Genomic DNA, 26,151 nt, shown 5'->3' with positions numbered 1-26,151 from the left:
CGGTTTTGTTCCACTCCTTCGTCAGAATTGACGTCATTCACCGGCTGAAACCGGGCACAACCCAACGATGAACGCAGCTGAGACCACGTCCCTCAACGTTCTTGGAGAACCGTTGCAGGAGTGTGGATGTGACCCGATGACTGGCTGGTTTCGCGACGGCAGCTGCCGCACCAACGCAGCGGATTTGGGGCGTCACAGCGTCTGTTGCGTCGTCAATGAACAATTCCTCAGCTACTCGAAGGCTCAGGGGAATGATTTGACGACCCCGATGCCCGCCTATGGCTTCCCCGGGCTCAAACCCGGTGACCACTGGTGCGTCTGTGCAGCCCGTTGGCTCGAGGCCTACCAAGACGGCATGGCCCCACCCGTCCGCCTCGCAGCTTGTGAGGACTCCAGCCTGGACGTGATTCCCCTCGAGCTGCTTCAGGCCCACGCGGCGGACCAGTGACCGCCCTCAGCATCGGTGTCCTGGGCCTTGGGGCTTGGGGGCAGACCCTTTCTGATTTGTTCAGCCGCCAGGGGCACCAGATCAAGGTTTGGAGCCGCCGCAGCGGAGGGTCCCCTCTCGAAGCGATACGTGCTGTCGATTTGGTGCTGGTGGCCGTCTCCCTTGCAGGGAGCAAGCAGCTGGCCACAGACCTAGCTGGGGACTGGGACCTGCGAGTGCCGCTGCTGAGCTGTAGCAAGGGGCTCGACCCCGAGACCCAGCTCACCGCAAGTCAGATCTGGCAGGCCGCTAATCCCGAGCTCAACCCTCTGGTGCTGAGTGGTCCCAACCTTGCGACTGAATTGGCCCAGGGCTGCCCGGCGGCGAGTGTTTTGGCCGGGGTGGAGCTCGATCGGGTTCAGCAGCTGCAGCGGCAGCTCAGCTCCGATCAGCTGCGGCTTTATGCCAGTGCCGATCCGCTTGGAGTGGAACTCGCGGGTGCGCTTAAAAACGTGATGGCGATCGCGGCTGGTATCTGCGATGGCCTGCAGCTCGGAGCCAACGCCAAGGCCTCGTTGCTCTGCCGGGGGATGGCGGAGATGGGACTGGTGATTCAGAACCTGGGGGGAGAGCAGGGCAGCCTCTACGGGTTGGCGGGTCTGGGTGATCTCTTGGCAACAGCGAACAGCCCCCTCAGCCGGAACTACCGCTTTGGTTTGGCCCTGGCGGGAGGGGCCAGTGCCAGCGAAGCCCAAGCCAGCGTTGGCGCCACTGTCGAGGGATTCAAGACTGCTCAGGCTGTTGCGGCACTGGGCGAGCGCCACGGCTGGTCCCTACCGATCTGCCAGCAGGTGGTGCGTACGGCAGACGGCCGAAGTAGCCCCCAAGAGGCGGTTCATGCCTTAATGCAGCGGTCCCTTCGTGATGAGCAGGCCTAGCGCTGGATGCCTGAGCTTCCTTCCGATCCAACGGCGCGGCGGGCTCTGCTGATCGAGGCGTTTGCTGATGGTCCCCTGTGCGGCAACGGCGCAGCGGTGGTGGAACTGCAGGAGGCGGCCAGCCCAGAGTGGATGCAGGCCCTGGCGGGCAGTTTGAAGCAATCTGAGACGGCCTTTCTTTGGCTGAACCCCAGGCAGCAGTGGTGCATTCGCTGGTTCACACCAACCTGTGAGGTGCCCCTCTGCGGGCATGCAACGTTGGCCGCAACCCTGGCCCTGCAGCACTGGAACCTGGTTCCAGTAGGAGACGAGCTCCGCCTGGCGAGCCGAAGCGGTGGCTTAGCGGTTCGCGTTGATCCGCAGGTGAGGGGAGCTGCCTCCCTGGTGCTGCCCAGCGAACCCCTCATCCATGAGCAGGCACCGAGCTATCTGAGGCAGGTTCTGGACAGCGACGTCTTGGGCTACTGGCGCTCGAACTTGGGCTATCGCGTCGTACTCGTGGACAGCGCGCTGATCCTGCGGGAGCTCCGGGGGGTGAGTGAGCGCCTCGAAGGGGCTGATCGTCAAGGTCTGGTGGTGATGCAGGCCGGGAGCTCCGCTGAGCTCTTTGGCCAGACCTGCGACTACCAGCTGCGCTTCTTTGCCCCAGGCCTCGGCATTGAGGAGGATCCGGTAACGGGTTCAGCCCATGCCCTCGTCGCCCCCTGGTGGGCCGATGCGCTCGGCAAGTCCACCCTGCACGGCTGGCAGCCCTCGGCCCGCTGCGGCGGGATGCGCTGTGAGCTCCAGGAGGGTTACCGCGTGCGCCTTAGTGGTCTGGGCCATGTCCTCTGGTCAGGCTCAGTCGCAGCCGGCCCTCCAGGGCATGTTCCAGGCGACTGGAGCGTCTGCAGTCAGGACTGAGTGGCGCTTTAATCAGATCTGGCCTTGGTCAAGGAGATGGGCGTTCTGGGGCGCTACGGCACAGCAGCGCTGCGCTGCAGCGACGTGGCTGAAGCCAACGGTGCGCTGGTCCCCCTGGATACCGCTTTGGAAGGCCTTGCGCGCTGCGAGCCATTCGTCATTCGCCGACTGGAATCGGCCACACCGAAACATCTGCGCCGGGAGGGGCCCAAGCCAAATCCCTTTCTTCCCTGGGATCAGCGCCTGGAGGTGGAACGACTCGGAAGCAGCCACCTGTTGCTGCTGAACAAGTTTCCCGTTCAACGGGGCCACCTGCTCTTGATCACGCAGCAGTGGAGGCCGCAGGCCGGCTGGCTCGAGCAGGCCGACTGGAGGCAACTGGCTGCTGTTGACGCCTGCACCAGTGGTCTTTGGTTTTTCAATAGTTGCCCCGAAGCCGGGGCGAGCCAGCCCCATCGCCACCTGCAGCTGCTGCCGCGGGAGCCGTCTGAGGTCTGTTGTCCCCTCGACAGCGCTATCCGGGCCCAACTGGCTGGATTGGAGGATCCCTGGCCCTGGCGCTATCGCGTGAGTCACCGGACCGCACCGGCTGGGGCTGAAGCGGCGGCGGAACTCGAGCGCCTCTACCTCGAGCAAACGGAGAGCTTGGGTCTTGGGCAACCGTCGATGTCCGAGCACCCAGGAGCTCCCTACAACGTGCTGATCAGCCCCGACTGGTTCATGACCGTGGCCCGCACCAGGGAGCACGCGGCGGGGTTCAGCGTGAATGCCCTTGGTTTTGCTGGCTACCTACTGCTCACGAACGGCTCCGATCGGGATTGGCTCGAGCGCCATGGTCCTTTGGAGCTGCTGCGAACGGTGGCTCAACCTCGGTGAATTCACCGACGACGCGGGGGACGGGTCAAGGTTTTGCTGAAGCAAGCACACCTTGTTTCCATGCCCACCACGCGGGAGCAGGCCGCAGAAGTTAAGCGGCATCGCGGTCTTGTCCTCGGAACAGCACGGCACTACGCCCAGCGCTGCAGGGAACCCGTCGACGATTTGATCCAGGCTGGCTGGGTCGGTTTCCTCAGGGCCTCAGCGCGGTTTCAGCCAGGACCTGACCGCAGCCTTGGTGCCTATGCCAAGCCCTTTGTCCGCGGCGCAATCCTTCGGCACCTCAGAGACAACAGCCGGCTGGTGCGCTTGCCCCGATCTGTTCAGGATCGGTTAGCGCAGTTGAACAAGATTGAGGCCGCTACTGGCAACCAAGCAACAGTGGGCTTAGGCCGCCGACTGGGCTGGAGTGAGACAGCCTTGCGTGTCCTGCAGCAGGCCGAACAGCTAGAGAGGCTCGATTGGCTTGACCCTGAGCGCTGTGAGGGGATCGCAGCCATGGACGACGAGACAGACCCGTTGCTGCCACGGGCAATGGCGCAGTCCTGGTTGGCGTCGATCCAGCAACGCCACAGTCAGGTTGTGGAGCTTGTGGTCTTGGAGGGCTACAGCCTGCGCCGGACCGCTGGTCTGCTGGGGATCAGCTCCGCAACGGTCCGGCGCAGGCTTCACGCTGGACTGGAGGAGCTCAGGACTCGCTGGAATCCTGCATTTGGCGCTCGAGGGTGCTCAGGGCCGCATTGATCGCCGCCAGCTGACGCTCCAGACCGTCGCGCCAGAAGGTCAACATCTGATGCTTGCGCTCTTGGTGACGGCGACGCATCTGGGCCGGAGAACCCGCATCAGCGCAAGCAAAGAACGGAGGAATCATGGAGAATGCTTGAGTTCAATCGTTCTAGCCAGCAGCAGTGGTTTGCCGCGACAGGCGGCAGGAGCATCAGCCTCTGTGTTGATTTCGATCAGCCGGAGATAAAAGAATTCGGAGCAGCAACGCACCCCACCGCCAATCATTCGCACGTTGAGAGCAGTTGGTCCCATAGGTCTGATGAGACCCCTCGCAATTGCTCTCGTTGGCGGCGTGTTGATCGCCCCTATCCCGGCTCAAGCCGATGTGGCCTTGATGGCCGGCCAGCAGGCCCGGCCGCTGCAGGGTGCGTTCAACACCGTTCCGGTCCTGCACTCCAACCAACCGGAGGAGGTGCATGGACCAGGCATCCTGGTGACGACAACACCCGGACAGACCATTGCGGCGGAGACGGGACAACCCCTTGCCAACGCCACCTACACCTTTAACGGTGAGTTCGGCCTTCACGTTCACCACAAGTACTACCCGAATGACAAGAGCCGCATGGGTAGCGGTGGTGGACGCCGCGGTGAACTCACCCTGGCCACCCTGCTGATCAACCCCAGCAGTCAGCCCGTTCACATTCGCTTTGAGAAAGGGGCTGTCCGCAACAGCTTTGAAGCGCCCTACCAGTCCGACAATCTGATGGGCGTGAAGCCTCTCGGCCATCGCCCATGGAACACCGGGCCAGGGGACGCGACAGCCGTGCAAATGCTGCGCGGCAAGCTGGACCGGAGACTGGCCGATGAGATCACCATCCCCGCCCGCAGCAGGATTGTTCTCTTCAGCACTCAACTCCCAGCCAAGGGCATTGCCAATGGACTGCTGAAGGGACGAAGCGATGGACCGTTCCAGATGGCTGTGGTGGCCGCCGAGGATCCCCAGTCCGATGCAGATCTGATCGCTGTCCTGGATCAACGGCGGTTGGCACCGGGTCGGGTTTACCTCAGCCGGATTCGCCAAATTGAAAACGGCACGGTCTTCTCACGGGTGGCGGGCGTCGCCATTGGCGACGAATACACCGCAAGCGTGTCCCATGACCTCCAGCAAGGTGCACTGCACGTGCCCCTCACCAGCACCAACCGCCACCATTTCGGCACCGGGGAAGTTCAGATCAATCCCCTGGTCACCCGAATGGTTGATTCCTCGTTAAACAACGTCGGGACCTACGGGGTGCGCTTTGACGTCACCATGAATCTCACGGGCACAGGCCCCCACAAGTTGGTGCTCAGCCATCCCACGATCAATGGCCGAGGCAAATTCACCGCCTTCCGCGGCTCAATCCGCATCGAAACATCCGATGGATACCAAGAGGTCCACGTCGGGATGAAGTCCGGCGAAAGCCTCCCCATTGCCGACCTTTATCTACGGCCGGGTCAGAGCAATCCCGTCAAGGTCAGCCTGGTCTATCCAGCGGATGCAACCCCTGGGCACCTGCTGAGCGTGGTTTCGGACCAGCAATTGGCCAATCTCAAACAACGGGAGACGATGACTGCGGTCGCTGCTGCCGCCACAAAACAAAGCCCACCCGAGGTTCCTGCAGCGGCGATCAAGTCACCAGTCTTTGAGCCTGTGACGATCAGGCCGGTCGCGCCACCGGTCGTCGCTCCCCCGCAATGGGTTGAGCCCCCACCGGCACTTCCCAATCTGGAGGGCGTTTCTGCCGCAGTGATCAACCCGACACGCATGAGTGAGAGCTTGATGCTCCGCTACCAGCAGGCTGTCGAGGCCCAACAAAAGATGATGAACTCCCTGTTGGGTCGATAACCTCAACAACAGTTCCCGAGCCTGAGTGAGCCAGCGAGAGACCGACAAACGGCGGATCTCGCTGGAACTCAGCGAGGAGCTTTTGGACTGGATCGACGGGCTGAAAGGTCAGCTCGGCTTGCGCAGCCGCGGCGCCACGGTTGAACGCCTACTTCAGGAAGTCAGGGGATCCCAGGACGAGGACGCAGACCAGGACGACTCCTCGCAATCGCAGCCTCACAAGACTCCGGAGGGGGAGGAACGGGACTCACTCGAGGTCGAAGAAGAGCAGAGACCCATTCCCCTCGACGAAGACCTTTCAATTGTTCTCGTGCACTCAGGCTTGGTCGCACAGCGAGACCGGAGCCGTGTCTCATCCGAGAGCAGTGAGGTTTTGCGGGAGGGGTCCCCGGAGCCTCCTGCCGCCACAGGCGGCATTCAGCTTCCCGGCTTCGTGCGCAAGCAAGCCAAGCGCGTCAAGCAAACCCTCGACGCGCCTCCCCGCGCGGCGACGCCTGACGCCACGTTGGCCCTGATCCACCGGCTTGAACTGGAACAAGCCATGCAACAGGTCGCCTCGCACTGGAGCGAGGTCTACGGCCAAGCGCCAACGGAGGCTGCGCTGGAAGCGGCCATGGTCTGGCTCGGCCGGGATATCTGGCCGCAATCGGGGGACAGCGACGGACGTCCCTTCGGCTGGAACCTGGTTCAACAGGTGATGTTCTCCTATGCGCCCGAGTGGGAGGAGGGGACCCCGACCCTTGAGCGCGTGATCGTTGCTGCGGGAATCCTTGAGGACCCCTTTGGTGGATCAACGCTGGCCGCACGTGTTCCGAGCTTGATCACACGCTTCGTCCAGCGTCACCGAAGCCGCAGCAAGCGAAGCACCTCCTTTGATGCCATCGACAACAGCATGACGGTGCACAGCGCCCTGAAGATGCTCCAGCTCGCCACGGTCGCCGATCGCCCCTACAGCCTGCGGGAGATCAGGGAGGCCTACCGCACCCAAGCCGTCAGCCATCACCCTGATGCCGGCGGATCAGCTGATGCGATGCGTCGCCTCAACGAGGCCTACCAGTTCCTCAAGGAGCGCTATCGCGACGTTGCCTAATCACAGGTCGCAGACGAGACTCGTCGCCAGTCCCGGGATGCGACGATTCTCAGACGCTAAAGCAGTGTGGATTAGTTCTTTATAGATAGGCATTTGTCGTTGTTTTGGCTGCACGAGGCAATGCATTGACAGCCTGCACAAGACCGAGCATTCAGGCGATGTCCTTGCATCTCACCAGCACTGTCCAACACTCTGGACAACGCTCAAGAAGTCAGTTCAGGCCTGCTTTCCCAAAGGCGCGTACCTGCTGTAGACACAGGTACGCGTCTGATTCCTTCTGTGTATCGGCTCATTTCCGGTGTTTTCCGGCAAAACCAACTCGATCGTCTCCTATTGGTCCTACTGAGGGTCTAGGCCTGGAAGGCCACAGCGACCCACGAGAAGAGCTTCGGTAAAAGTCTGCGCAAGTCCAGCCAGAGGCATTCGAGGAGTGTTTCAGTCGGTACGCCTGAGACGCAGTTCAGGTCTTGTGATGAGGAGATGATGGGACTGACAATGTCGCGCTGTTTCTCACCCTTTCGGTCGTGCAGAGAATGAGTCTCAGGCAACCCATTAGACCAGCGCGCTGAGACTATGCACGCGTCTCATCCAGGACAAGAGCGACATGTCTAATCCTGTGAGTGAGCATGAAAAAAGCCGGCGTGTGCCGGCCGATGACTCAAGAGGGATGAAGCTCAGCAGGGGGTCTGCATTCCTTGAATCAAGAAATCGAAGTAAGGAGCGGCGACGGCAGCATCCTCTTGGCTGAGCAGCACCAGAGCGGCTTCCTTCATGCAACGCATGGATTCGACCATGCCGGGCATCGGAACACCGAGGCTGTTGTACATCTCACGAGCACCCTCGAGGCCAATCTTCTGAATCAGCTCGGTGCTGCCAGCCAGGACGCCGTAGGTGACCAGACGCAGGTACCAGCCGAAGTCGCGCAGGCACTGGGCCCGTTGCTTAGAGCCGTAGGCGTTGCCGCCAGGTGCGACGTATTCGGGCTTACGGCTGAAGAGCTGCTTCGAGGCTTCGTCAACGATCTTCTTTTCGTTGTCAGTCAGGATCCGGACAACGGAAAGGCGATTAGAGCCGGTGGAGAGGAACTCCACCATGGAGCGCAGCTCACCGCCGGTGGGATAGCGGAGCTGATCGTCTGCCTGAAGGATCAGATCGCGTACGACGCTCATCGAAACCACCATTGACCCAGCCACTGTATCCAGGACAAGCGCTGAAAAGCCCCGCTCTGAGCAGGTGTTTACGCACCGATAGGGTCAAAGAAGGACGGCAAGCGGGTGATGGCAGCAAGCAAGGTGCAGTTGGGCTCAACCATCGAGGTCCTGGTCACAGGGCTGGGCCATGAGGGCCAGGGCGTGGGCCGCTGGATGGAAACCGCTGTGTTTATCCCCGGGGCACTGCCTGGTGAAACGGTTCAAGCCCGTGTGCGCCGTTGTGCCAAGCGGCATCTGGAGGCTGATCTGCTGGAGGTCAGTCAGGCGAGTCCCGAACGGGAAAAGCCGCCGTGCATCCTTGCGGAGCGCTGTGGAGGCTGCAGCCTCCAGCACTGTTCCAGTGCGATGCAGCTGGAGTTGAAGCGGGACCTGGTTCAGCAGAGCCTCAGCCGGCTGGCCAAATTGGAGACCAGCGTTGAGCCGGTTTGGGGCTGTGAGCAGGGCTTTGGATACCGAAATCGCGCCCTCATCCCACTGGAGCGCGCGGAAGACGGCCGCTTGAGGGCGGGCTACTACAGACGCGGCAGCCACAAGATCGTCAATCTCAATCACTGCCCGGTCCTTGATCCAAGGATCGATGCCTTGATTGAGCCGATCAAGAAGGATTTGGAGAAGACCGGCTGGCCCGTTGATGTGAACCTCAGCGCCAAAGGCGGGCTGCGTCATCTGGCCCTACGCGTGGGATCAGCAACGGGGGAAATCCTGATCACGCTGGTGAGCAGCCACCGGCAACTCAAGGGACTTGAGTCCCTGGCCCAACGCTGGATGGAGCGATGGCCGGAGGTCGTCGGGGTCGGGCTCAACGTTCAGCCGAAGGCCTCCAACGTCGTAATGGGCCCAGAGACTGACCTGATCGCCGGACGCGCCTGGCTACTTGAAATCTTTGATGGCATTGAGCTGCGCATCGCAGCTGACACCTTCTTTCAAGTCAACACAGCCCAAGCGCAGCGGCTGGTTGAACCACTGCGGCAATTCTTTGCTGCAGGGAAGAGCGCAACGGTGATCGACGCCTACAGCGGAATCGGGACCTACAGCCTGCCCTTGGCACGCTCTGGCCTGAAGGTCCTAGGCCTTGAGGTGCATCCCTTGTCGGTCAGCCAAGCCACGGCCAATGCCGAACGCAACGGGATCACGACCGCCTTTTTTGAACAGGCTGACGTGGCCGCGGTGCTGGCCGAGCGTTTGAAGATGACCGGATCCCTCCTGGTGGATCCGCCCCGCAAGGGACTGAGTGCCGAGGCGCTCGGCGCCATCCTTGATGGCACTCCAGATCGGTTGGCCTACATCAGCTGCAATCCCTCGACCCTGGCGAGGGACTTACAGCAACTCTGCGGTGAAGAAGGCGGCTACCGCCTTGAGACGGTTCAACCAGTTGATTTCTTCCCTCAGACGAGCCATGTCGAGACCCTGGCCCTACTGACCCACAGCGGTTCAGCCGCGTAGCTGGGCACCGAACTGCTTTTCGAGGGCCGCACGGATTTTCTCGTGCGCCTCGTCGACCTCGGTGTCCTTGAGCGTGCGCTTGGGATCCCGATAGCGCAAGCGGAACGCCTGGCTGCAGGAGTCTTGCGCGACCTGCTCCCCGTCGTAGCGGTCCACCAGTTCAGCCTGCTCCAGGAGGGGCTTGCCCGCCTTGCGGATCGCATTCAACAGCTGAGCGCTGGCGGTGTCCGTTGGGACCACAAGGGCGAGATCGCGCTCGGAGGCGGGCACCGTGGCGAAGGGGGCAAAGCTGGGTTGCCAGCGATTGCGCCGGGTCGCCGCACTCAACAGCGCGCCAACCTCCAATTGGAAGAGATAAGTGGTGGCCGGTAGATCGAACTGCTCCGCAAGGGCCGGATGGATCTGACCGAAATACCCCAGTGGCCGCCCTTCAACCACGATCTGGGCTGCACGACCGGGATGGAGCAGCGGATGATCACTCAACCGCCTGTCCTCCAAGGGCAGCTTCAGGGCGGCGAGTGCTGATTGGAGAACACCACGGGCACTGAAGTAATCAGGCGCTTGGGGCTTGCCGCTTTGGCTCCAGAGCTCGGCCTGACGGGAACCACAGATCACACCAGCGAGGTGTTGGCTTTGCGGTGAACCCTGGGCCTTGGCATCAAACACATTGCCAATCTCGAAGGCCCAAAAACCGCCACGACCAGCCTTCAGGTTGCGCTGCGCCGCCGAAAGCAGGTCATCGACCAGGCTGTCGCGCAGGTGGCTGTAGTCGGCCAACAACGGATTGGCGAGGGCGACGCGGCGGCTGGGATCAGCACCCGGACGGTCGACCTCTGCAGGGCCGAGGGACAGGCTGCAGACCTCCTGGAGACCAGCGCTAGCCAAGAGGCGGCGCAGCCGGCGCTCGGCCTCCTGCAGCGGGGTCAGCCCCCCCGGGGCAATGGGGTCCGGCAGGTGACTGGCGAAACGGTCGTAGCCCACCAAGCGGGCAACCTCCTCAATCAGATCCACCTCCCGTTGCAGGTCCATGGCCCGGGCAGGCGGAACCTGCACCAACCAACCCTCCTCGCCGGCCTGAAGGCTGCAGCCCAGGGCCTCGAGGATCCGCTCGATCTCTGCATCCTCTAGATCGATCTCCTCGCCATCGGCCGTGACCACAGGACCGAGGAGGTTATGCAATGCGTCGCGGCGTAGCTCGAGTGGCGGCTTGGCTCCCTCGACACGTTGATGCAGCCAGCGACCGTCCAGTTGGGCCCCGCAGATCTCCTGCAGCAAGGCCACGGCGCGGTCGGCGGCAGACAGGGTGACTTCGAGCGGCAGGCCCTTTTCAAAGCGACTGCTGGCGTCGGTCCGCAGCCCCAAGCTGCGGGCGCTCTTGCGGACGGTCTGGGGAGCAAACATCGCCGCCTCGAGCCAGATCGATGTGGTCTTCTCCTGAACAGCCGACGCGTCACCTCCCATGACACCGGCCAGCGCAATCGCGTGGTCCGCGTAGCTCACGACCCAGGCGTCTTCACTGAGGCTGTGGTCGCTGCCATCGAGGGTCGTAAAGGCTTCGCCAGGGCGGCCAGCGCGGAGATCGATCGCCGCCGGGTCGAGGCGGCCTTCGCTCAATTGGGCCAGTCGATCTGCATCAAAGGCATGCAGGGGCTGTCCCTGCTCCAGCATCACCAGGTTGGTGATGTCCACGACGTTGTTGATCGGCCGGAGACCAGCACGCTCGAGTCGGCTCTGGAGCCAACGGGGCGAGGGGCCGACCTTGAGGCCCGAGAGGGCGGTCAGACTGAACAGGCCGCCGTCTTCGATGCGGTCTTGAACATCGGCGCCCACAGGCAGTGCCTCGGAGCTGACCACCGGTGCTGCGGAGGGCAGGTTGAGGGTTGCCCCAGTCAGTGCAGCCACCTCGCGGGCGATGCCGAGCATCGAGAGACCATCGGGGCGGTTGGCGGTAATCGCCAACTCCAAGACCTGATCGTCGAGACCAAAGAGGGGGCCAACCGGGCTGCCGATGGCCGGAACGGACTCAAGGGCCTCCTCGAGAACAACAATTCCGTCCGAGCTATCGGCCAACCCGAGCTCTGAGAGCGAGCAGATCATTCCGCTGCTGGCGACCCCGCGCAGCTCTGCGGGCTTGATCTTTAAATCGACGGCCGGCAGGTAGGCCCCCACGGTGGCGACGGCGACGTGAATGCCGGCGCGCACATTTTTGGCTCCACAGACGATCTGTAGCGGAGCTTCAGCGCCGACTGAGACCGTGCAGACGCTCAGCTTGTTGGCGTCCGGGTGGGGTTCCCGCTGCTCAACAAAACCAACCACCACCCCTGCTGCACGGGCGGCCAGATCGGTGATCTCCTCCACCTCGAAGCCGGCAATCGAGAGCTTCTCAGCGAGAACGTCCGGTGCCAGATCGCAGGCCACCAGCTCCCGGAGCCATTGGAGCGAGACCTGCATCTGACACGGGCAAACAGAGCGTCGACTTTAAAGAGGCAAGACACCAGGCCAGGTCAGGCGACAAGGTATGGTTGTCCACTGTCCAATCGCATCGCACAAGCGGCGCAACGTCCTTTATGGCTAAGAACAAGGGCGTCCGGATCGTGATCACTCTCGAGTGCACGGAATGCCGGTCCAACCCCGCCAAGCGGTCCCCTGGCGTGTCTCGTTACACCAGCCAGAAGAACCGCCGCAACACCACTGAACGGATTGAACTCAAGAAGTTCTGCCCGCACTGCAACAAGTCGACGGTCCACAAAGAGATCAAGTGATCTCGGCGGCGTGATCTCCGCGTTCTGCATTTCTCCTCCGTTCAGTCATGCCTAGTTCCTTCTTCAAGAAACGCCTTTCACCGATTAAGCCCGGTGAACCGATCGACTACAAGGATGTCGATCTGCTCAAGAAGTTCATCACCGAGCGCGGCAAAATCCTGCCCCGTCGTCTGACTGGCCTCACCGCCAAGCAGCAGCGCGATCTGACCAACGCGGTCAAGCGCGCTCGGATTGTGGCTCTCCTGCCCTTCGTGAATCCCGAGGGCTGATCCCTGAGCGTTGCGGTCTTCCACAGCGGCGATCTCGTCGGTCTGCAGGAGTCCCGCTCGCCTCAACTTGCCATCGTTGAATCCATCCAGGGCAGCAAAGCGCGGCTCAAGGTTGGATTTGACTCCAAGCAACAGGTTGTCCCGCAAAGACACCTTGAGCTCATCTGCCCCCTGCCCAGTGGTGCGTCAGCGCCGCAGCGGCTGGGGGCTTCTCCATGGGCCCTCAACCACGACCGAGTGGCAGCGGCCAAACCACGCCCCTCCGCTTGGGGGGCCGCATGGCTCCTGCTGAAGGACTCCGGCGAAGCCGTGAGCTTGCAGGAGTTTTGCGATCTGCTCTATGGCAACACTGAACCGCTCCAGTTGAGTGCCTGTTGGCTGGCCCTAGTGGGTGGTCAGCAGTGGTTCCGTTGGAAACAAGGCCATGTTCAGGCCCGCACCCTGGAGGAGCTGAAGCCACTGCGTCGCGAACGACGTCTCAAGGCGATTGCAGAAGAGGAAGAACGGCGCTGGCTTCAACTGCTGAAGAGGCGCCAACCAACAACAGCAGATCAGTGCAGCGCCCTGCATCTGCAGTGGCTCGAGCTGCTGAAGGAGACGGCCAGTGGACGCCGTGAGTTGTCTGAGCTCCCGGATGGGTTGCGTCAGAGCCTGTCGCTGCTGCATCTGACGCAAGAGCGCTCCCAACTGCGTCATCTATTGGTGGACTTGGGTCAATGGGACCCCCACCAGCTCCTCTCCCTGGCCGGGACGGTCTGGAGTGAAGGGTTTTCAGAGTCGCTTGTCCTGGAAGCGCAACGACTAGAGGCAGAGGCTGAGCAGGCGCAGCCAAGCGACCCGACTCGGGTCGACCTCTGCCAGCAACGCTGCGTGACGATCGACGATGACGACACCCGCGACATCGATGACGGTCTGGCAATCGAGAAAACTGCCGCTGGCCGGACAAGGATCTGGATCCATGTGGCCGATCCAGGGCGATTGATTCCAGCTGGCTCGCCCCTCGACCTAGAGGCGCGCAAGCGGGCCAGCAGCCTGTACCTGGCCCAGGGCAATGTGCCGATGTTTCCGGACAAGCTCTCCACCGGGGTCTTCAGCCTGCGGGCCGGACGCCGCACGGCGGCCTGGAGCACCTGGGCCGAGCTGAACGAGGACGGATCCCTGTCGGACTACGGCATGGTGCGCAGCTGGGTCAAGCCGATCTATCGACTCAGTTATGACGATGCCGATGAGCTGATCGAACTGGCCCCACCGCAGGACAGCGATCTTGCTGATCTGGAAGCCCTGCTGAATGCCAGGCGGCGCTGGCGACTCTCACAAGGGGCACTGCAAATGGATCTGCCTGAAGGCCGGATTCGAGCCCGGGAGGGACTGGCCCAGCTCGAGGTCACCGAACCGAGCAACTCGCGCCAGATGGTGGCCGAAGCGATGATCCTTGCCGGTGCCGTCGCTGCTCAGCTCGGACAGGACAGGGGAATCGCCCTTCCTTATCGCAGTCAGCTGCCTGCTGAACTCCCAGGACAAGCGGAATTGGACGCCCTTCCAGACGGAGCCGTTCGATTCGCCGCGATCAAGCGCTGCTTGAGTCGCGGCTTGATGGGCACCAAGCCAGCGGCCCATTTCAGCCTCGGGCTTCCGGCCTATGTGCAGGCCACGTCACCGATCCGGCGCTATGGCGATCTGCTCGTTCAGCGCCAGTTGGCCGCGGAGGAGCCGCTCTCGGAAGACGCCCTGCAGGAGCTGGTGAACGCGGTCGATGCCGCCATCCGCGAGGGAATCGCTATTTCCCGAGAAGACCAGCGGCATTGGCAGCAGGTTTGGTTTGAAGGACAGAAGGGCCAGCAGTGGCGAGCTCAGTTTCTGCGCTGGCTACGGCCACAGGACAATCTTGGCCTGGTTCGCATCGATGAGCTGGCGATGGATCTGGCTGCGGAATGCCCAAGCCACGCAACCCCGGGGGACGCCTTGCTGCTGCGCATCCAATCGGTCGACTCTCTTCAGGATCAGCTGAGACTCGTGGCGTCGGCCAGTTAAGACCTAGGGCGAGACAGCCGAGACTCTGAGCCAAGGCCCCCAGGGGTTGAAGCAGCCCAGCAGTTCCACCTGCCTGGGGCCATCGAGTTGTTCAAGCCACTGATCGACGCAGGGTTCAAGCGTGATCACAGACCAGCGACTGCGGCCCCACGTTGCTTCTGCCAAATCAACGGCATAGGAACCATCCCCCATGGGACGAATCGTTCCTTGGACGTGCACACGAGCTCGATCAATGGCCGATGGAGCCGGTTGGGCGGCGCCAGAGCTGGCTCCCTGCCATGAGCCAGATCCACTTAACCGTCCTGGTTCTTGAAGAACGGCGCGCTGACGCGCAGCCCAATCGGGATGGTTGAAGGGGGTGTCCCAGAGGGGAATGACCCCGGCTGGCGCAACGGGGTCGGCAATCAGGCGCTCCTGAATGTCAATCACCGGGAGGTCAGAGGGAACGCCACCGCGTTCAAATGCCAGGGCGGCAGCCGCACCCGCGGCCTGACCAATGTTGAAAATCACTGGCTGCAGGCGCGTGGCACCGTTTGCCATATGGGAGCTGCTGAAGGCCTTGTCGGCGGCCAGAAGATTGTCGAGATCGGCACTCAGGAGGGCCTCGTAGGGCACACAAAACGGCGTGCCGCTCCAGCGCCCACCCCAGCGGCAGCTCTTGGCAGCCAGGGGCCAGTCATCCCCTGGGTAGTGGTGGTCATTGGCGTAATTGCCAACGGCAATGGAACTGATCTGTCCCTCTTGATTGCGGGGCAGAGTTGAAATCGAGCGGCCCGATCGTTCGGGAAGGAGATCCTGCTCAATGACGGTGCTGCGGCCCACCATTCGCCGCCCTTCTCGCCAGTACGGCATGGCCGCCAGGGCAGGGTCAGGACTGCCTGAATCCTGCGGAAAGGCATCGCCCAAGCTGAGCCAACCGGAGCAGAGCTCCATCAGCTCCGCCGCAAAGCTGCGGCTATGGGCCTGCATCTCTCGCTCCAGCTCCGCTTCGGCGTCCGCCTGGTTGCTGAAGGCACGGGCCAAACCCTGATGCCAGTCATTGCCTTGCAAAGGCCAGTTCAGCATCACCAGGCCCCCAGGCAACCGCCCATAGGTGAGCGTGCGTTCCAGCCCAAACGCTTGGCAGGCCTGCTCAAACGGAGCGGGCAGTAGCGGCTTCTCCGGTAAGGCCTGGGCTGGCATTTCCCCATGCAGTTGTCCCATCACCACCCAGGTGGGGGACTGCACCGGCTGCCGTTCAAAGAACGACTCCGTGGCGAGTCGTTCTGCACTGGGGGCGCTGGGTTCACCCCAGAGCTCCTGGGGTTCCCAGCCCAAGCGATAGGGGAGATCCAAGAAGGGCAGGAGGTCGCCCCGGTCACTGCCATCAATCAGGACGCTGCAGGCCAGCTGTTGCCGCTGGCCCTCACGTTCAATCTCGATGGAGCGCACCAGCCGCTCGGAACGGTTCACCGCCAGACAACGGCAACCCGTCAGCCAGGTGAGGTTGGGGAGCTCCTGCACCCACTGCTGCAGCAGGGCCTCGGCCTGGATCGGGCGAAAGCCAAAGCAGCTGACCCAGTTCTGGTCCAGACCCTCTGGCTCCCGTTCCGCCATACCCCGCAGAAAGGCCCCCCAGAGGCCGGTTTGCCAGGGACTCAGCTCGTTGCCATCGGGGCAACAGACCCCGGCAGCACTGACCATTCCCCCCAGCCAAGAACCAGGCGTGAGCAGAACGGTCGGAGCGCCGGCGCGGGCCGCTTGGATCGCCGCAGCCACTCCACCGGTTCCACCTCCCCACACCACCACCGGGGCGGAATCAATGCGGGCTGGCATGCCTGGATGGAGGAGTCAGCCCCAGGCTCGCAGCTGAAGGCACGATCGGGAAGGGCTGCGTAGGATCCCGCCGATGACTTACACCCTCACCACACCCCTCTACTACGTCAACGACAAGCCCCACCTGGGGAGCGCGTACACGACCCTGGCCTGCGATGCCCTGGCCCGGTTCCAGAGACTGAAGGGTGAGGAGGTGCTGTTCATCACCGGCTGTGATGAGCACGGCCAGAAGATTCAGCGCACGGCCGAGGCGGCAGGCCTGACCCCGCAGGCCCATTGCGACGGTGTGAGTGCCCAGTACCGAGAGCTCTGGGATCGCTGGCAGATCAGCAACAACCGCTTGATTCGCACGACGGATCCACGGCACCGCCAGGTCGTCCAGCAGTTTTTTGCGCGGGTCGAGGCGAGCGGAGACATCGTCGAAGGCCGGCAGCAGGGTTGGTACTGCGTGGCCTGCGAGGAATTCAAGGACGACCCCCATGAGGCCCAGGATCCGGAGTGCCCGATCCACCGCAAGCCGCTGGAATGGCGTGATGAGCTGAACCTGTTTTTCCGCCTCTCCCGTTACCAAGAGCAGATCGAGGCCCTGATCAGCCAACCCGGTTTTATTCAGCCGGTGAGCCGCCGCCGTGAAGTCGAAAACTTCGTCAAGCAAGGGCTGCGGGATTTCTCGATTTCACGGATCAACCTGCCCTGGGGAATCCCCGTGCCAGGCCATGAGGGTCACACCTTCTATGTCTGGTTCGATGCCCTCTTGGGCTACATCACTGCCCTGCTCGAAGAGGGCGATGCAGCTGATCTCGACACAGCGATCTCCAGGGGCTGGCCCGCTTCGGTGCACGTGATCGGCAAGGACATCCTTCGCTTCCATGCCGTCTATTGGCCGGCCATGCTGCTCTCGGCTGGACTCCCCCTGCCGGCCAAGGTCTTTGGCCATGGTTTTCTGACCCGCGAGGGTCAAAAGATGGGGAAATCCCTCGGCAACGTGCTCGACCCGGCCGACCTGCTCGAGCGCTGCGGCCGGGATGCCGTGCGCTGGTACCTGTTGCGCGACATCCCCTTTGGTGAGGACGGGGATTTCCAGCAGCAGCGCTTCACCGATCTGGTCAATAACGACCTGGCCAACACCATCGGCAACCTGCTGAACCGCACGAGCTCCATGGCTCGCCGTTGGTTCGATGAAGCCGTACCTCCAGCCGATCAGGCCAGGACCAGCACCCATCCCCTGGCCCAGGCGGCAGCACAGGCCAAGGACGCCAGCCTGGCAGCACTAGAGAACCTGGAGTTCCGCTCGGCGGCCGAGGCAGCTCTGCAACTGGCGATTAGCGCCAATGGCTATCTCAATGATCAGGCGCCCTGGAGCTTGATGAAGAAGGAGGGCACACGGGAGCAGGTGGCCAACGACCTCTATGCCGTGCTCGAAGCCGCTCGGCTCGTGGCCCTGCTGATGGCACCCCTCTTGCCCGATCTCTCCGGGCGAATGCTGCATCAACTCGGGCAACCGATTCCCGATTCCAATGCGACGGCCCAGGTGAGCTCGGCCTGGCTGGAGCAGCTCAGCTGGGGTGGACTCCAGAGCGGAGCACCGCTGCCTGAGCCCTCCCCGGTGATGGCACGCCTGGAACTGGAGGATCCGCTCTGATGGTTCGGATCAACCGAGCACTGCAGCTCAGTGCCGTCTGTCTGCTGGTCGGCTGCTCAACAGCGACCCGGCAAGGCAGCCAACCGTTTTCCTTCCGTGCCTTGGACCTGCGTCAGCAGGACCCCAAGGGAGCCCCGGCGTGGGAGCTCAAAAGTCCAGAGGCTCGCTACGACATCCAGCGCAAATTGGCCCAGGCACTGAGGCCCCGGGGCACGGTCTTTCGGCGCGGTGAGCCAAGCATCTTGATTGCTGCCGAGCGGGGCACCGTGATCGGCGATGGCCAAGCCATCCAGCTGGAGGGAACCGTCCGTATCACCCTGCTGGGCGAGGAACCGGTTGAGATCACCGGGGACACCGCCCGCTGGTTACCGCGCCAGGAGCTGATGGTCATCGACCAGAGGCCCGTGGCCCTCGATCGCCGGTCCCGCATCAGTGCGGAAACGGCTCAGTACTTCATCAAGCGTGACCTGGTCGAGCTCCGCGGTGCCCCCGTGCTTGAGCACTGGCAAGACGGACGCAGCAAAGCAGGCAACGCCAAAACACCCGCTCCGCTCCCTCTGAAAGTCAAAGCCCAGTGGGTCGACTGGAAGCCGGAGCGGGGCGATCTCACCGCACCTGCGGTGGTGCGCGGCGAGCAGTTCGAGCAATCCAAGCCGGCTCCAGCCAAAGACGAAAAGCCAGCGCCCAGCCTTGTCCTGACCGCCCAGGGGCTGCGCGGCAATTTGCGCCAGGGCTATGTGGACCTGGTCGCTCCGGTGCAGGTGCGACGCGCCGATGGCAAGGGTTGGCTCGACGCCAAGCAAACCCGCTGGGCCATCAATGATCAGTTGCTCAGCAGCGACCAACCCTTCACGGGTCAGTTCAATGCCCTGAAAGCCAAGGGAGATCGCTTCACGGTCGATCTGGAGAAGAGTGATGTGAAGGTCTCCCGTGGCTGCGAGTTGGAACAGCCTGGTGAGCGGCTGACGGCCATGCGGTGTCTCTGGAACTGGCCGAGTGGGCGGTTTGTAGCCACCGATCAGGTGGTGCTCAAACGCGACACGTACAAGCAGGTCACCCGGGCCAAGCGCTTGGAAGGAAAGATCGGTGACGACGGAACCGCTGTCTTCAGTTCCCCCGGAGAACGGGTGAATTCCCGTTTCACCCTTCCGCCGAAGGGCCAAGGGGGAGGGGGAAAGAAGCGAGCTCCTGCTCCAATTGCGTTCTGAGCTTCAAGCTCCAACCCTCAATCCAGCTCTCATCGCTGCGGCTGAAGCAACGCGGCGACCATCCCGCCACCAGCAGCAGTCCATCCTCAGCGATCGGTTGAATGATGAGCGCTGGAGTGTTCTCGGGGAGTCCCTTGAACTCATCACGACCGGGGTAGAGCGCCAGGTTCACCAGGTTGATCGCCTTCTGCGTTGCCCAAGCCCGCTCGCAAATCGGGCCTGGCTCAAAGGGGCTGGAGTCGAGCACCCCCCGTCGCAGGAGCACCTGCCCGCGCCAGAGCAGTAACAGTGAGGCCGCCGGGGTCGCGGTCAACAGCATTTGACTGCCCCAGCCCAACTCTTGACGGAGGGAATCGGGCAGCTCGGCTGCGATCTCCAGGCCCTGCTCACCGACTAACGCCACCCGATCTGGGGCCAGCGGAGCGGCCCTAGTCCAGAGGACAGCGACCAGCATCAAGCCAACCGAGAGCAGGCTGCTCAACACCCCCGCCCTCTCCAACGCAGGGCTCAACTCAGACGCGCTGAGCTGATTGCCGACACACAAGAGCAGACCGAGAATGCCAATGAGCAAGCAGACGCGAGCTGGAAGAGGCACGGTGTCGGCGCTTTGCCCCCTCACGTTGTCACAGGCTCACATCCGCCTCCACATGGCGCGGGTAGACGCTCAAATGGGGCATCTTCCGCAGGGACCATGGGCCAGCCCGAGCTCACGTCAGCGCCAGAGGCCTTCGCTGCCGTGGCCCTCGCTGCGATTGCAGCCGATGGGGAACTGAGTGCTGTTGAGGCCAGGGCCCTGCGCCAACAACTGGAATATCGCCAACCCTTCCGCAGGCTGAGCGATCAGGACATGGGTGCACTGCTGGATCGGGTGTTGCTGCAACTCAGGGCCAGCAGTTGTGCGGAGCTGATCCTGCAGGCAACCCCCCTCCTTTCAATGGAACAACGGGAAACGGCCCTGGCCGTTGCGGCCCACCTCATTCACGCCGATCACATCGAAACCCAAGCCGAACTGACCTTCCTGGATCAATTGCGGGACGCCTTTGGCCTTGAGCCAGCACGAAGTGCATCAATCCTTGAGGTGATCTCCCTGCTGCATCGCGACAGCTTGGCCAGCTAGGGGCAGACTGTGCCCAGGTTTAAGCGTTCGCTGGTGCGTCACGTCCTCCGCAGAAAGCTCTGGTCTCTGGTGATGGCCGCTGCCCTGGCGCTCACCAGCCTGATCGCGCCATCGGCAGCACTCGCCACTGGATTGGCCGACTTTCCTGTGCAGCGTCCCAGCAGCCACGTGATTGATAGTGCCGATGTGCTGAGTCGCGCCGCCAGCGGTGATGTCAACCAGCGACTCGAGCAGTTCTCGGAATTGGGGGTGGATGCCCGCTTGGTGACCCTGAGGCGCCTGGATTACGGCGTCAGCCTGGAGACCCTCGGCGAGGAACTTCTGCAGCAGTGGCAGGACGAGGCCAGCCGCGATGGCTTGCTGTTGCTCCTGATCGAGGCGCAGAACAACAGTGCAGCCGTCGTTGCCAGTCCAGCTCTGCTTGAGCAACTTCCCTCCACCTTGCTCTCCAGCACGGCCATCAGCACCATGGGACTTCCCCTGAGGGAGGGCTCCCGCTACAGGCAAGCCAGCCTCGACGCCCTAAGCCGACTCGAAGTCGTGCTCAACGGGGGCGAAGATCCCGGTCCGCCACAGCTTGTGGAGCGCATGCCAGTTGAGACCAATATTCCAACCAAGGAAGAAACCGAGTCCAGCAACGCCTTCCTTTGGGTTGTCGTTTTGCTGGTGGTTGGCACCCTGGTGCCAATGATCACCTGGTGGGTCTTCTCCCGCTGAGATCGCCATGGGGTTGACCGATTGGATTGGAAGCTTTGATCGGGCCAGTACCCACGATCTGAGCAACAACCTCGAGAGGGCCTACGAAGCCGCGCTCCTGATTCAGAGCCTCGAGCTTGAGTACTACAACGACCGCCCAGTTCGCCCTGAGATCGAACTGAGCATCCCTCAATCCGCCAAGGCCCTGATGCTGCGCCGCTTTCGCGCAGCCCTGCAGGTCGCCCAGGACAACCTGGCGGATGTCGCCCCGAAGCGTTCCGAGCTCGATAGCCAAGAGCTCAGACAGTTGCAGCTTGTGGAGAGCGTTGTCTCCCGCTACGGCCGAGGACGCAGCAGCGCTCCAGCCATGTCCCGGTCCCCGGAGATGCTGCCCCGCAGCCTGCTGGGTGTGTTTGATGGGGTCCGCCGCCAGCTCGACCCTGAGGCCGAAGCCTCCTTGGTGGCTGGTTTCCGCCGCCGGCGGGACTCGACTCTGGTGTCCCTGCGGGTGCTGCTTCTGTTGATTCTCGTGCCGCTGGTGATTCAACAGGCCAGTAGGAGTCTGGTGATCTCACCGCTGATGAATCGCTATGCACCGGAGATTCCCTTCCTCAATTACACCAAGCCCCACCTTCAAGAGAAGGCTGTCGCCAAGTTGAGGCTGTATCAACAGGAGCTCGAGTTTGAGGCTCTGTTGGAAGGGAAACAGCCTCCCTCCCCAGAGGAGATTCAATCCGCCCTGGCCCGCCGGGCCAATGCCCTCAAGGATGAAGCGGATGCAGAAAGCATCGAAGCTTCAAAGAATGTCCTTGCCGACCTGGCGGCGCTGGTTGGCTTTGTCTTGGTCTGCCTGTTTGGCCGCCGGGACCTTCAGGTGCTGCGGGGCTTTCTCGATGAGGCCGTTTACGGCTTGAGCGACAGCGCCAAGGCCTTCGCCATCATCCTGTTCACGGACATTTTTGTTGGCTTCCACAGCCCCGAAGGATGGACCGTCTTGCTCGATGGGATTGCCCACCACCTGGGTCTTCCCGCCGAAGAGAACTTCATCCTTCTGTTCATTGCCACCTTCCCGGTGGTGCTGGCGACGATTTTCAAGTACTGGATCTTCCGCTACCTCAACCGCGTTTCTCCATCGGCCGTGGCCACCCTCAAAAACATGAACGGTGGTGGCTAGTCCCGCCGAGCCTGCGGGTCTGGTTGTTGTCACTGGACCCAGCCGCAGTGGCAAAAGCCGTTGGGCCGAACATCTCGCTGCGCTCCACCCGGGCCCAGTTCTCTACCTCGCCACCGGACAGCCTCCTGGCGACGACGAACGCTGGGCACAACGGATCCGAGACCATCAAGACCGCAGACCCTCTGGTTGGCAGACCCTGGAAGTCGGCGCCGACCTGACCGCTGCGCTTTCGGGTCTCACTCCATCCGCTGATGGCCAGGAGCCCAGGCTCCTGTTGATCGACGCCCTGGGAACCTGGCTCGCCCAACACCTGGAGGCCTCTGCTGAGCAGTGGCAGGACTGCAGCACGGCCCTGTTAAACCAATTGCAACAGCAGCATGAGCCTGTGATCTTGGTGATGGAGGAAGTCGGTTGGGGCGTGGTTCCTGCCACGGCCATCGGCGGGCTCTTCCGCGACAGGATGGGGGACCTGCAACAACGGTTGACCGCGATCAGCCATGAGGCTTGGCTCGTGGTCAGCGGCCGAGCCCTGAACCTCCACGAGCTCGGTATCCCCGTCCCGCGCTAGATGCCATGCCCAGGGTGGTCCTGTTTCAACCGGAGATTCCACCGAATACGGGGAACGTGGCCCGCAGTTGCGCAGCGACCTGCACCGAACTGCATCTCATCGAGCCCTTGGGCTTTCAGATCGATGACCGAACCCTGAAGCGGGCCGGTCTCGACTATTGGCCCTGGGTTCAACTGGAGCGCCACGCCAACTGGGAGCAGTTCCTCGAGAAGCGGCGTCAGCGCGGCGGCCGCCTGCTCGCCCTGAGTCGCCACGCCAGCGAGCCGTACCACCGCATTCAGTACCGAGCGGATGACTGGCTGCTGTTTGGCCGTGAGAGCAGCGGCCTGCCCGGGGAGCTCCTAGAGCACGTGGATCAGCGACTGTTGATCCCCATGCCGGGCTCGGTGGACCAGGGCGGCGGGGTGCGAAGTCTGAATCTCGCGACATCCGTGGGTGTTGTTCTCTTCGAGGCACTGAGGCAACTCGAAGTGGGCTAACCCTTTGCAGGGCAAGGGGTCTCAGATCGAGATTGGGTTGTGGTCGACCCAGAAGTTGACCCTTATGACTTGCGCGGGTACCGGCCAGTCGTTAATCTCGCGCCGTCCGGAGGATGTTGGCTTCTCCACCGGGCTTTGACCTTTGGCCAAACTGGATGAAGCCTGTTCACTTTCTACTGACGACGGCAGCCAGCACTGCAGCCCTTGGGGCTGCCGGCACCGTTGTCGCCCCCTCCCTGGCTGACTCCAAGTCAGGGATGCTTCCTCAGCTCTCAGCTCCACCCGCCATCAGTGCAGACCTGATTGCTGCCGCTGAGACCAGGCCCAGCACCGAGAAGATCTGGGTCAAAGCCCGTCAAGCCATCACCCTCAAGCACCTCGCCAGTCAGCTGGCGCAGGACGAGACGCTGATCAGCCAGCTCAACGACGTCAAGGCCGATCACGTCTTTGGCCGCAGTGAATGGATGGTTCTCCCCAGCACCGCCATCAAGCAGGTCAAAACGGTTGCCGCCGTTGACACGTCTGAACTGCGGCGCACCCCACCCCTTGAGGCACCGCCAGAGCCCAGTGAGACCGCTCGCATCCGCCGCGGTGACACCACCTTGGCCAAGGTTGCCCAGCGCTACAACCTCAGCATTCAGAAACTCCTGAAGCTGAACCCCGGTCTTCGGGGAGCCCAGCTGGTTGTTGGCACCCCGATCCGAATCGCCCAAGCCAGTGCTGGTCGCAGCCGCATGGTTCTCGGTCTGAAGCCCGTTGGCTCCGGTGGTCTGAGCTGGCCCGACCAACCCGACTTTGGGTTCGGCGACGGGGAGAACTTCAATGACCGTGCCTGGGTCTGGCCCACCAAGGGCATCTTTACCTCCGGCTATGGCTGGCGTTGGGGTCGGATGCACCGCGGCATCGACATTGCCAACAACATCGGAACGCCGATCGTTGCGGCTAAATCGGGTCAGGTGGTCTCCGCTGGCTGGCATGGCGGTGGCTACGGCTATCTCGTTGAGCTGCGGCATGCCGACGGAACCTTGACCCGCTACGGCCACAACAGCAGGATCCTGGTTCGTGCTGGTCAGGTCGTGCCCCAGGGCAAGGTGATCTCCCTGATGGGCAGCACCGGGCGGAGTACAGGTCCCCACCTGCACTTCGAAATCATCCCCGCCGGCCGTGGAGCGGTGAATCCGCTTCAAATGCTTCCCCCTAGGGCCTGATCGCAGCTGCGAACAGGGTTTCGGCACGGCGATCCTCTACAATCACCTCACCGCGGCTCGGTAGCTCAGCTGGTTAGAGCGTGGGATTCATAACCCCAAGGTCGGGAGTTCAAGTCTCCCCCGAGCCATCGCTTATTGCCTCGCTTCGGCGGGGCTTTTTGCTGTCTGGGACTGGGTTTTCAGGGATTCCACAGCCGGGACCATTCTGAGCCACTTGTGACGACTTGGGGCTGCTTGTAGCCAAAACGTGCTGACTACTCAGCACGTTTCTGGGGAACACTCACAGGGTCCTGCGGCGCACCCGAGCCATGAGTGAGACCGGTTTGCAACCAGCCCCCTTCTGGGAACAGTGCGTCCATGAGCTGAAGATCCGCCACTCGCGCTTCCGGCTGCGTAGGCATGCAGCCAGCCCATACATCTACGTACGCGAGATGGAAGGCGGTCGTAAGGTCAACGAGTTTTCGCTCAAGCCGAAGCGCTGGTGCAGTCGAGACGACATCGAGGAAGCACGCGATCTCTGCATCCAGGGCCATCGGCAAGGCAGTTGGCCGACGCCACAGAGCCGCCGAACTGTTGCCAGCGGGTCTGACTGGTCCGAGCTGGCGGAGGCCTGCATTGCCGATATCAAGCTTCGGATCTGCAAAGAGGGCAGCCGGGCCCACTCCATCAATGATCTGCGCAAGAGGATTGCCCAGTTCAGAGGCCCCGTCGAAGCCAGGCGACTTCAGGCCTGGGTGCTGGAACACGACCCACGCCTCCAGCTCAAGAGCTTCAACCGTCGAATCGAGACGCTCTCCCAGATTCATCGCAGTGGGCAGATGGACCTGACGGCCGAGCTGCAACGCCTCAGAGACATGCGACCCAAAGGGGCCGCGGAGAAGATCCGCAAGGCGTCCTCAATGCGGGTGCGGGTCATTCCGACTGATGAGGACCTCCAGCACTGGCTGGACCGCCTGGAGCCATTTCACCAATGGGTGTTCGGCTGTATCGCCACCTACGGCCTCCGTCCCCACGAGCTCTGGCACGCCGAGGGGATCGATCGCCAGGGCTGGATCAGCATCCCCGGTGACATGAAGACCAAGACCAGCGAGCACTTCGCTCCTGCCATCCCGGAGGCCTGGGTGGAGCGCTACGGCCTGCGGGAGAACTGGGACCAAGTCCACGGCCAACTCAACGCCCGCTGGAAGGTGCGGTTTGCGGAGGTCTCCGGCGTGAAGATCGCCGTGAACAATGTGGCTGTTTCGAACGCGCTCTACAAGGAATTCCAGCGGAAGGGTCTGAAGAAGCTTTGGGCCCCGATCGCGGACGGAGAAGGGATGGATTGGGTTCGGCCGTATGACCTGCGTCACGCCTACGCCATTCGCTGTGCCACCTCGGTCGAGACAGCGGAGGCTTTTGACGACGACATGGCCACCTGGATGGGCCATGGCGTGGATGTGCATCGCCGCATCTATCTCCGCTGGCTGAGCTCCAGTCGGCGTAAGGAAGCGCTGCAGCGACGCAGAGGTCAGGGGGTGGCGGTGAACGCGATCCAGTCCCACACCGCACCAGTGGCGCTACCGGATGACATCACACCGGATCTTCTGGAGATGGCCCGCAAGCTGAAAGCGGCGGGTCTGGTATCGACCTCAGCGGGCTAACGCGTGACTTCATCTGGCTTGCGGAAGAGCCCGTCGAGGTAGT

25 protein-coding genes and 1 tRNA gene are annotated in these 26,151 nt (G+C 62.6%); 21 read left to right on the top strand and 5 right to left on the bottom strand.

Features of this window, described 5'->3' with window-relative positions:
• Positions 1-67: 67 nt before the first annotated feature.
• The 5 genes from QZ186_RS00385 to QZ186_RS11700 are packed head-to-tail and all read left to right on the top strand — an operon-like array spanning position 68 to position 3,888.
• Positions 68-448, top strand: coding sequence for a DUF2237 domain-containing protein (locus QZ186_RS00385; RefSeq protein ID WP_029626305.1), 381 nt, complete (start codon positions 68-70; stop codon positions 446-448).
• Positions 445-1,365, top strand: a complete 921-nt coding sequence (locus QZ186_RS00380; protein WP_010317000.1) for an NAD(P)H-dependent glycerol-3-phosphate dehydrogenase — start codon at positions 445-447, stop codon at positions 1,363-1,365. Before QZ186_RS00385 ends, QZ186_RS00380 begins: the two co-directional genes overlap by 4 nt.
• 6 nt (positions 1,366-1,371) lie before the next feature.
• Complete coding sequence (locus QZ186_RS00375) at positions 1,372-2,268, top strand: PhzF family phenazine biosynthesis protein (protein WP_296415050.1); 897 nt, start codon at positions 1,372-1,374, stop codon at positions 2,266-2,268.
• A gap of 36 nt (positions 2,269-2,304) precedes the next feature.
• Positions 2,305-3,144, top strand: coding sequence for an ATP adenylyltransferase (locus QZ186_RS00370; RefSeq protein WP_296415047.1), 840 nt, complete (start codon positions 2,305-2,307; stop codon positions 3,142-3,144).
• 60 nt (positions 3,145-3,204) lie between these two features.
• The gene (locus tag QZ186_RS11700) at positions 3,205-3,888 is read left to right on the top strand and encodes a sigma-70 family RNA polymerase sigma factor (RefSeq protein ID WP_247478454.1); all 684 of its coding nucleotides are present in this window, start codon (positions 3,205-3,207) and stop codon (positions 3,886-3,888) included.
• On the opposite strand, the gene QZ186_RS00365 is transcribed toward QZ186_RS11700, so the two are convergent.
• On the bottom strand, positions 3,833-3,967 hold the full coding sequence (locus tag QZ186_RS00365; RefSeq protein WP_363155472.1) for a hypothetical protein: 135 nt from the start codon (positions 3,965-3,967) through the stop codon (positions 3,833-3,835). The genes QZ186_RS11700 and QZ186_RS00365 overlap by 56 nt on opposite strands.
• Positions 3,968-4,189: 222 nt before the next feature.
• Between QZ186_RS00365 and QZ186_RS00360 the strand changes: the two genes are divergently transcribed.
• Positions 4,190-5,755 carry a DUF3370 family protein gene (locus QZ186_RS00360; protein ID WP_296415046.1) on the top strand — a complete coding sequence of 522 codons (1,566 nt, stop codon included), beginning with the start codon at positions 4,190-4,192 and terminating at the stop codon, positions 5,753-5,755.
• A 25-nt stretch (positions 5,756-5,780) separates the two neighbouring features.
• Positions 5,781-6,845, top strand: coding sequence for a molecular chaperone DnaJ (locus QZ186_RS00355; RefSeq protein WP_296415044.1), 1,065 nt, complete (start codon positions 5,781-5,783; stop codon positions 6,843-6,845).
• A gap of 674 nt (positions 6,846-7,519) precedes the next feature.
• Here the strand turns inward: QZ186_RS00355 and QZ186_RS00350 are convergent.
• Positions 7,520-8,014: an allophycocyanin subunit alpha-B gene (locus tag QZ186_RS00350; RefSeq protein ID WP_010316991.1), complete on the bottom strand. Its 495-nt coding sequence runs from the start codon at positions 8,012-8,014 to the stop codon at positions 7,520-7,522.
• A 108-nt stretch (positions 8,015-8,122) separates the two neighbouring features.
• Here QZ186_RS00350 and rlmD point away from each other — a divergent pair, with 108 nt between their 5' ends.
• Complete coding sequence (gene rlmD, locus QZ186_RS00345; RefSeq protein ID WP_296415043.1) at positions 8,123-9,499, top strand: 23S rRNA (uracil(1939)-C(5))-methyltransferase RlmD; 1,377 nt, start codon at positions 8,123-8,125, stop codon at positions 9,497-9,499.
• On the opposite strand, the gene pheT is transcribed toward rlmD, so the two are convergent.
• Positions 9,488-11,950, bottom strand: coding sequence for a phenylalanine--tRNA ligase subunit beta (gene pheT, locus QZ186_RS00340; RefSeq protein WP_296415040.1), 2,463 nt, complete (start codon positions 11,948-11,950; stop codon positions 9,488-9,490). The genes rlmD and pheT overlap by 12 nt on opposite strands.
• Positions 11,951-12,066: 116 nt before the next feature.
• Between pheT and rpmG the strand changes: the two genes are divergently transcribed.
• The 3 genes from rpmG to QZ186_RS00325 all read left to right on the top strand — a co-directional run bounded on the left by rpmG (position 12,067) and on the right by QZ186_RS00325 (position 14,561).
• The gene (rpmG, locus tag QZ186_RS00335; RefSeq protein ID WP_010316985.1) at positions 12,067-12,261 is read left to right on the top strand and encodes a 50S ribosomal protein L33; all 195 of its coding nucleotides are present in this window, start codon (positions 12,067-12,069) and stop codon (positions 12,259-12,261) included.
• 47 nt (positions 12,262-12,308) lie between these two features.
• On the top strand, positions 12,309-12,530 hold the full coding sequence (gene rpsR / locus QZ186_RS00330; protein ID WP_010316983.1) for a 30S ribosomal protein S18: 222 nt from the start codon (positions 12,309-12,311) through the stop codon (positions 12,528-12,530).
• 237 nt (positions 12,531-12,767) lie between these two features.
• The gene (locus tag QZ186_RS00325; protein ID WP_296415038.1) at positions 12,768-14,561 is read left to right on the top strand and encodes a ribonuclease catalytic domain-containing protein; all 1,794 of its coding nucleotides are present in this window, start codon (positions 12,768-12,770) and stop codon (positions 14,559-14,561) included.
• 3 nt (positions 14,562-14,564) lie between these two features.
• Here the strand turns inward: QZ186_RS00325 and QZ186_RS00320 are convergent, their stop codons facing one another.
• A complete protein-coding gene (locus QZ186_RS00320; RefSeq protein WP_296415036.1) occupies positions 14,565-16,376 on the bottom strand; it encodes an FAD-dependent oxidoreductase in 1,812 nt (603 codons plus the stop codon).
• Positions 16,377-16,449: 73 nt separating this feature from the next.
• Between QZ186_RS00320 and metG the strand changes: the two genes are divergently transcribed.
• Together metG and lptC are read left to right on the top strand one after the other, a co-directional pair.
• On the top strand, positions 16,450-18,018 hold the full coding sequence (gene metG, locus QZ186_RS00315; RefSeq protein WP_247478444.1) for a methionine--tRNA ligase: 1,569 nt from the start codon (positions 16,450-16,452) through the stop codon (positions 18,016-18,018).
• Positions 18,018-19,226, top strand: a complete 1,209-nt coding sequence (lptC, locus tag QZ186_RS00310; RefSeq protein ID WP_296415035.1) for an LPS export ABC transporter periplasmic protein LptC — start codon at positions 18,018-18,020, stop codon at positions 19,224-19,226. The genes metG and lptC overlap by 1 nt, the downstream gene beginning before the upstream one ends.
• Here the strand turns inward: lptC and QZ186_RS00305 are convergent.
• The gene (locus QZ186_RS00305; RefSeq protein ID WP_296415034.1) at positions 19,159-19,821 is read right to left on the bottom strand and encodes a cofactor assembly of complex C subunit B; all 663 of its coding nucleotides are present in this window, start codon (positions 19,819-19,821) and stop codon (positions 19,159-19,161) included. The two genes, lptC and QZ186_RS00305, sit on opposite strands and share 68 nt — an antisense overlap.
• 96 nt (positions 19,822-19,917) lie before the next feature.
• Between QZ186_RS00305 and QZ186_RS00300 the strand changes: the two genes are divergently transcribed.
• The 8 genes from QZ186_RS00300 (at position 19,918) to QZ186_RS00265 (ending at position 26,108) form a co-directional block, all read left to right on the top strand.
• The gene (locus QZ186_RS00300; RefSeq protein ID WP_247478435.1) at positions 19,918-20,343 is read left to right on the top strand and encodes a tellurite resistance TerB family protein; all 426 of its coding nucleotides are present in this window, start codon (positions 19,918-19,920) and stop codon (positions 20,341-20,343) included.
• Positions 20,344-20,376: 33 nt separating this feature from the next.
• Positions 20,377-21,060: a YgcG family protein gene (locus tag QZ186_RS00295; RefSeq protein ID WP_296415033.1), complete on the top strand. Its 684-nt coding sequence runs from the start codon at positions 20,377-20,379 to the stop codon at positions 21,058-21,060.
• 7 nt (positions 21,061-21,067) lie between these two features.
• The gene (gene pxcA, locus QZ186_RS00290; protein WP_010316971.1) at positions 21,068-22,213 is read left to right on the top strand and encodes a proton extrusion protein PcxA; all 1,146 of its coding nucleotides are present in this window, start codon (positions 21,068-21,070) and stop codon (positions 22,211-22,213) included.
• Positions 22,206-22,781: a bifunctional adenosylcobinamide kinase/adenosylcobinamide-phosphate guanylyltransferase gene (gene cobU / locus QZ186_RS00285; RefSeq protein ID WP_367268108.1), complete on the top strand. Its 576-nt coding sequence runs from the start codon at positions 22,206-22,208 to the stop codon at positions 22,779-22,781. Before pxcA ends, cobU begins: the two co-directional genes overlap by 8 nt.
• Before the next feature lie 5 nt (positions 22,782-22,786).
• On the top strand, positions 22,787-23,260 hold the full coding sequence (locus QZ186_RS00280; protein ID WP_296415028.1) for a tRNA (cytidine(34)-2'-O)-methyltransferase: 474 nt from the start codon (positions 22,787-22,789) through the stop codon (positions 23,258-23,260).
• 155 nt (positions 23,261-23,415) lie between these two features.
• Positions 23,416-24,468: a peptidoglycan DD-metalloendopeptidase family protein gene (locus QZ186_RS00275; protein ID WP_296415026.1), complete on the top strand. Its 1,053-nt coding sequence runs from the start codon at positions 23,416-23,418 to the stop codon at positions 24,466-24,468.
• A gap of 54 nt (positions 24,469-24,522) precedes the next feature.
• Positions 24,523-24,596, top strand: a tRNA-Met gene (locus QZ186_RS00270).
• 180 nt (positions 24,597-24,776) lie between these two features.
• Positions 24,777-26,108, top strand: coding sequence for a hypothetical protein (locus QZ186_RS00265; RefSeq protein WP_296415025.1), 1,332 nt, complete (start codon positions 24,777-24,779; stop codon positions 26,106-26,108).
• Positions 26,109-26,151: the final 43 nt, after the last annotated feature.

The organism is Vulcanococcus sp. DEBay_Sum29NL08_54 (assembly GCF_017859255.1).
GTDB lineage: Bacteria > Cyanobacteriota > Cyanobacteriia > PCC-6307 > Cyanobiaceae > Vulcanococcus.
The sequence above is the reverse complement of the archived record's forward strand: the minus strand, read 5'-3'. Positions and strand labels throughout refer to the sequence as shown.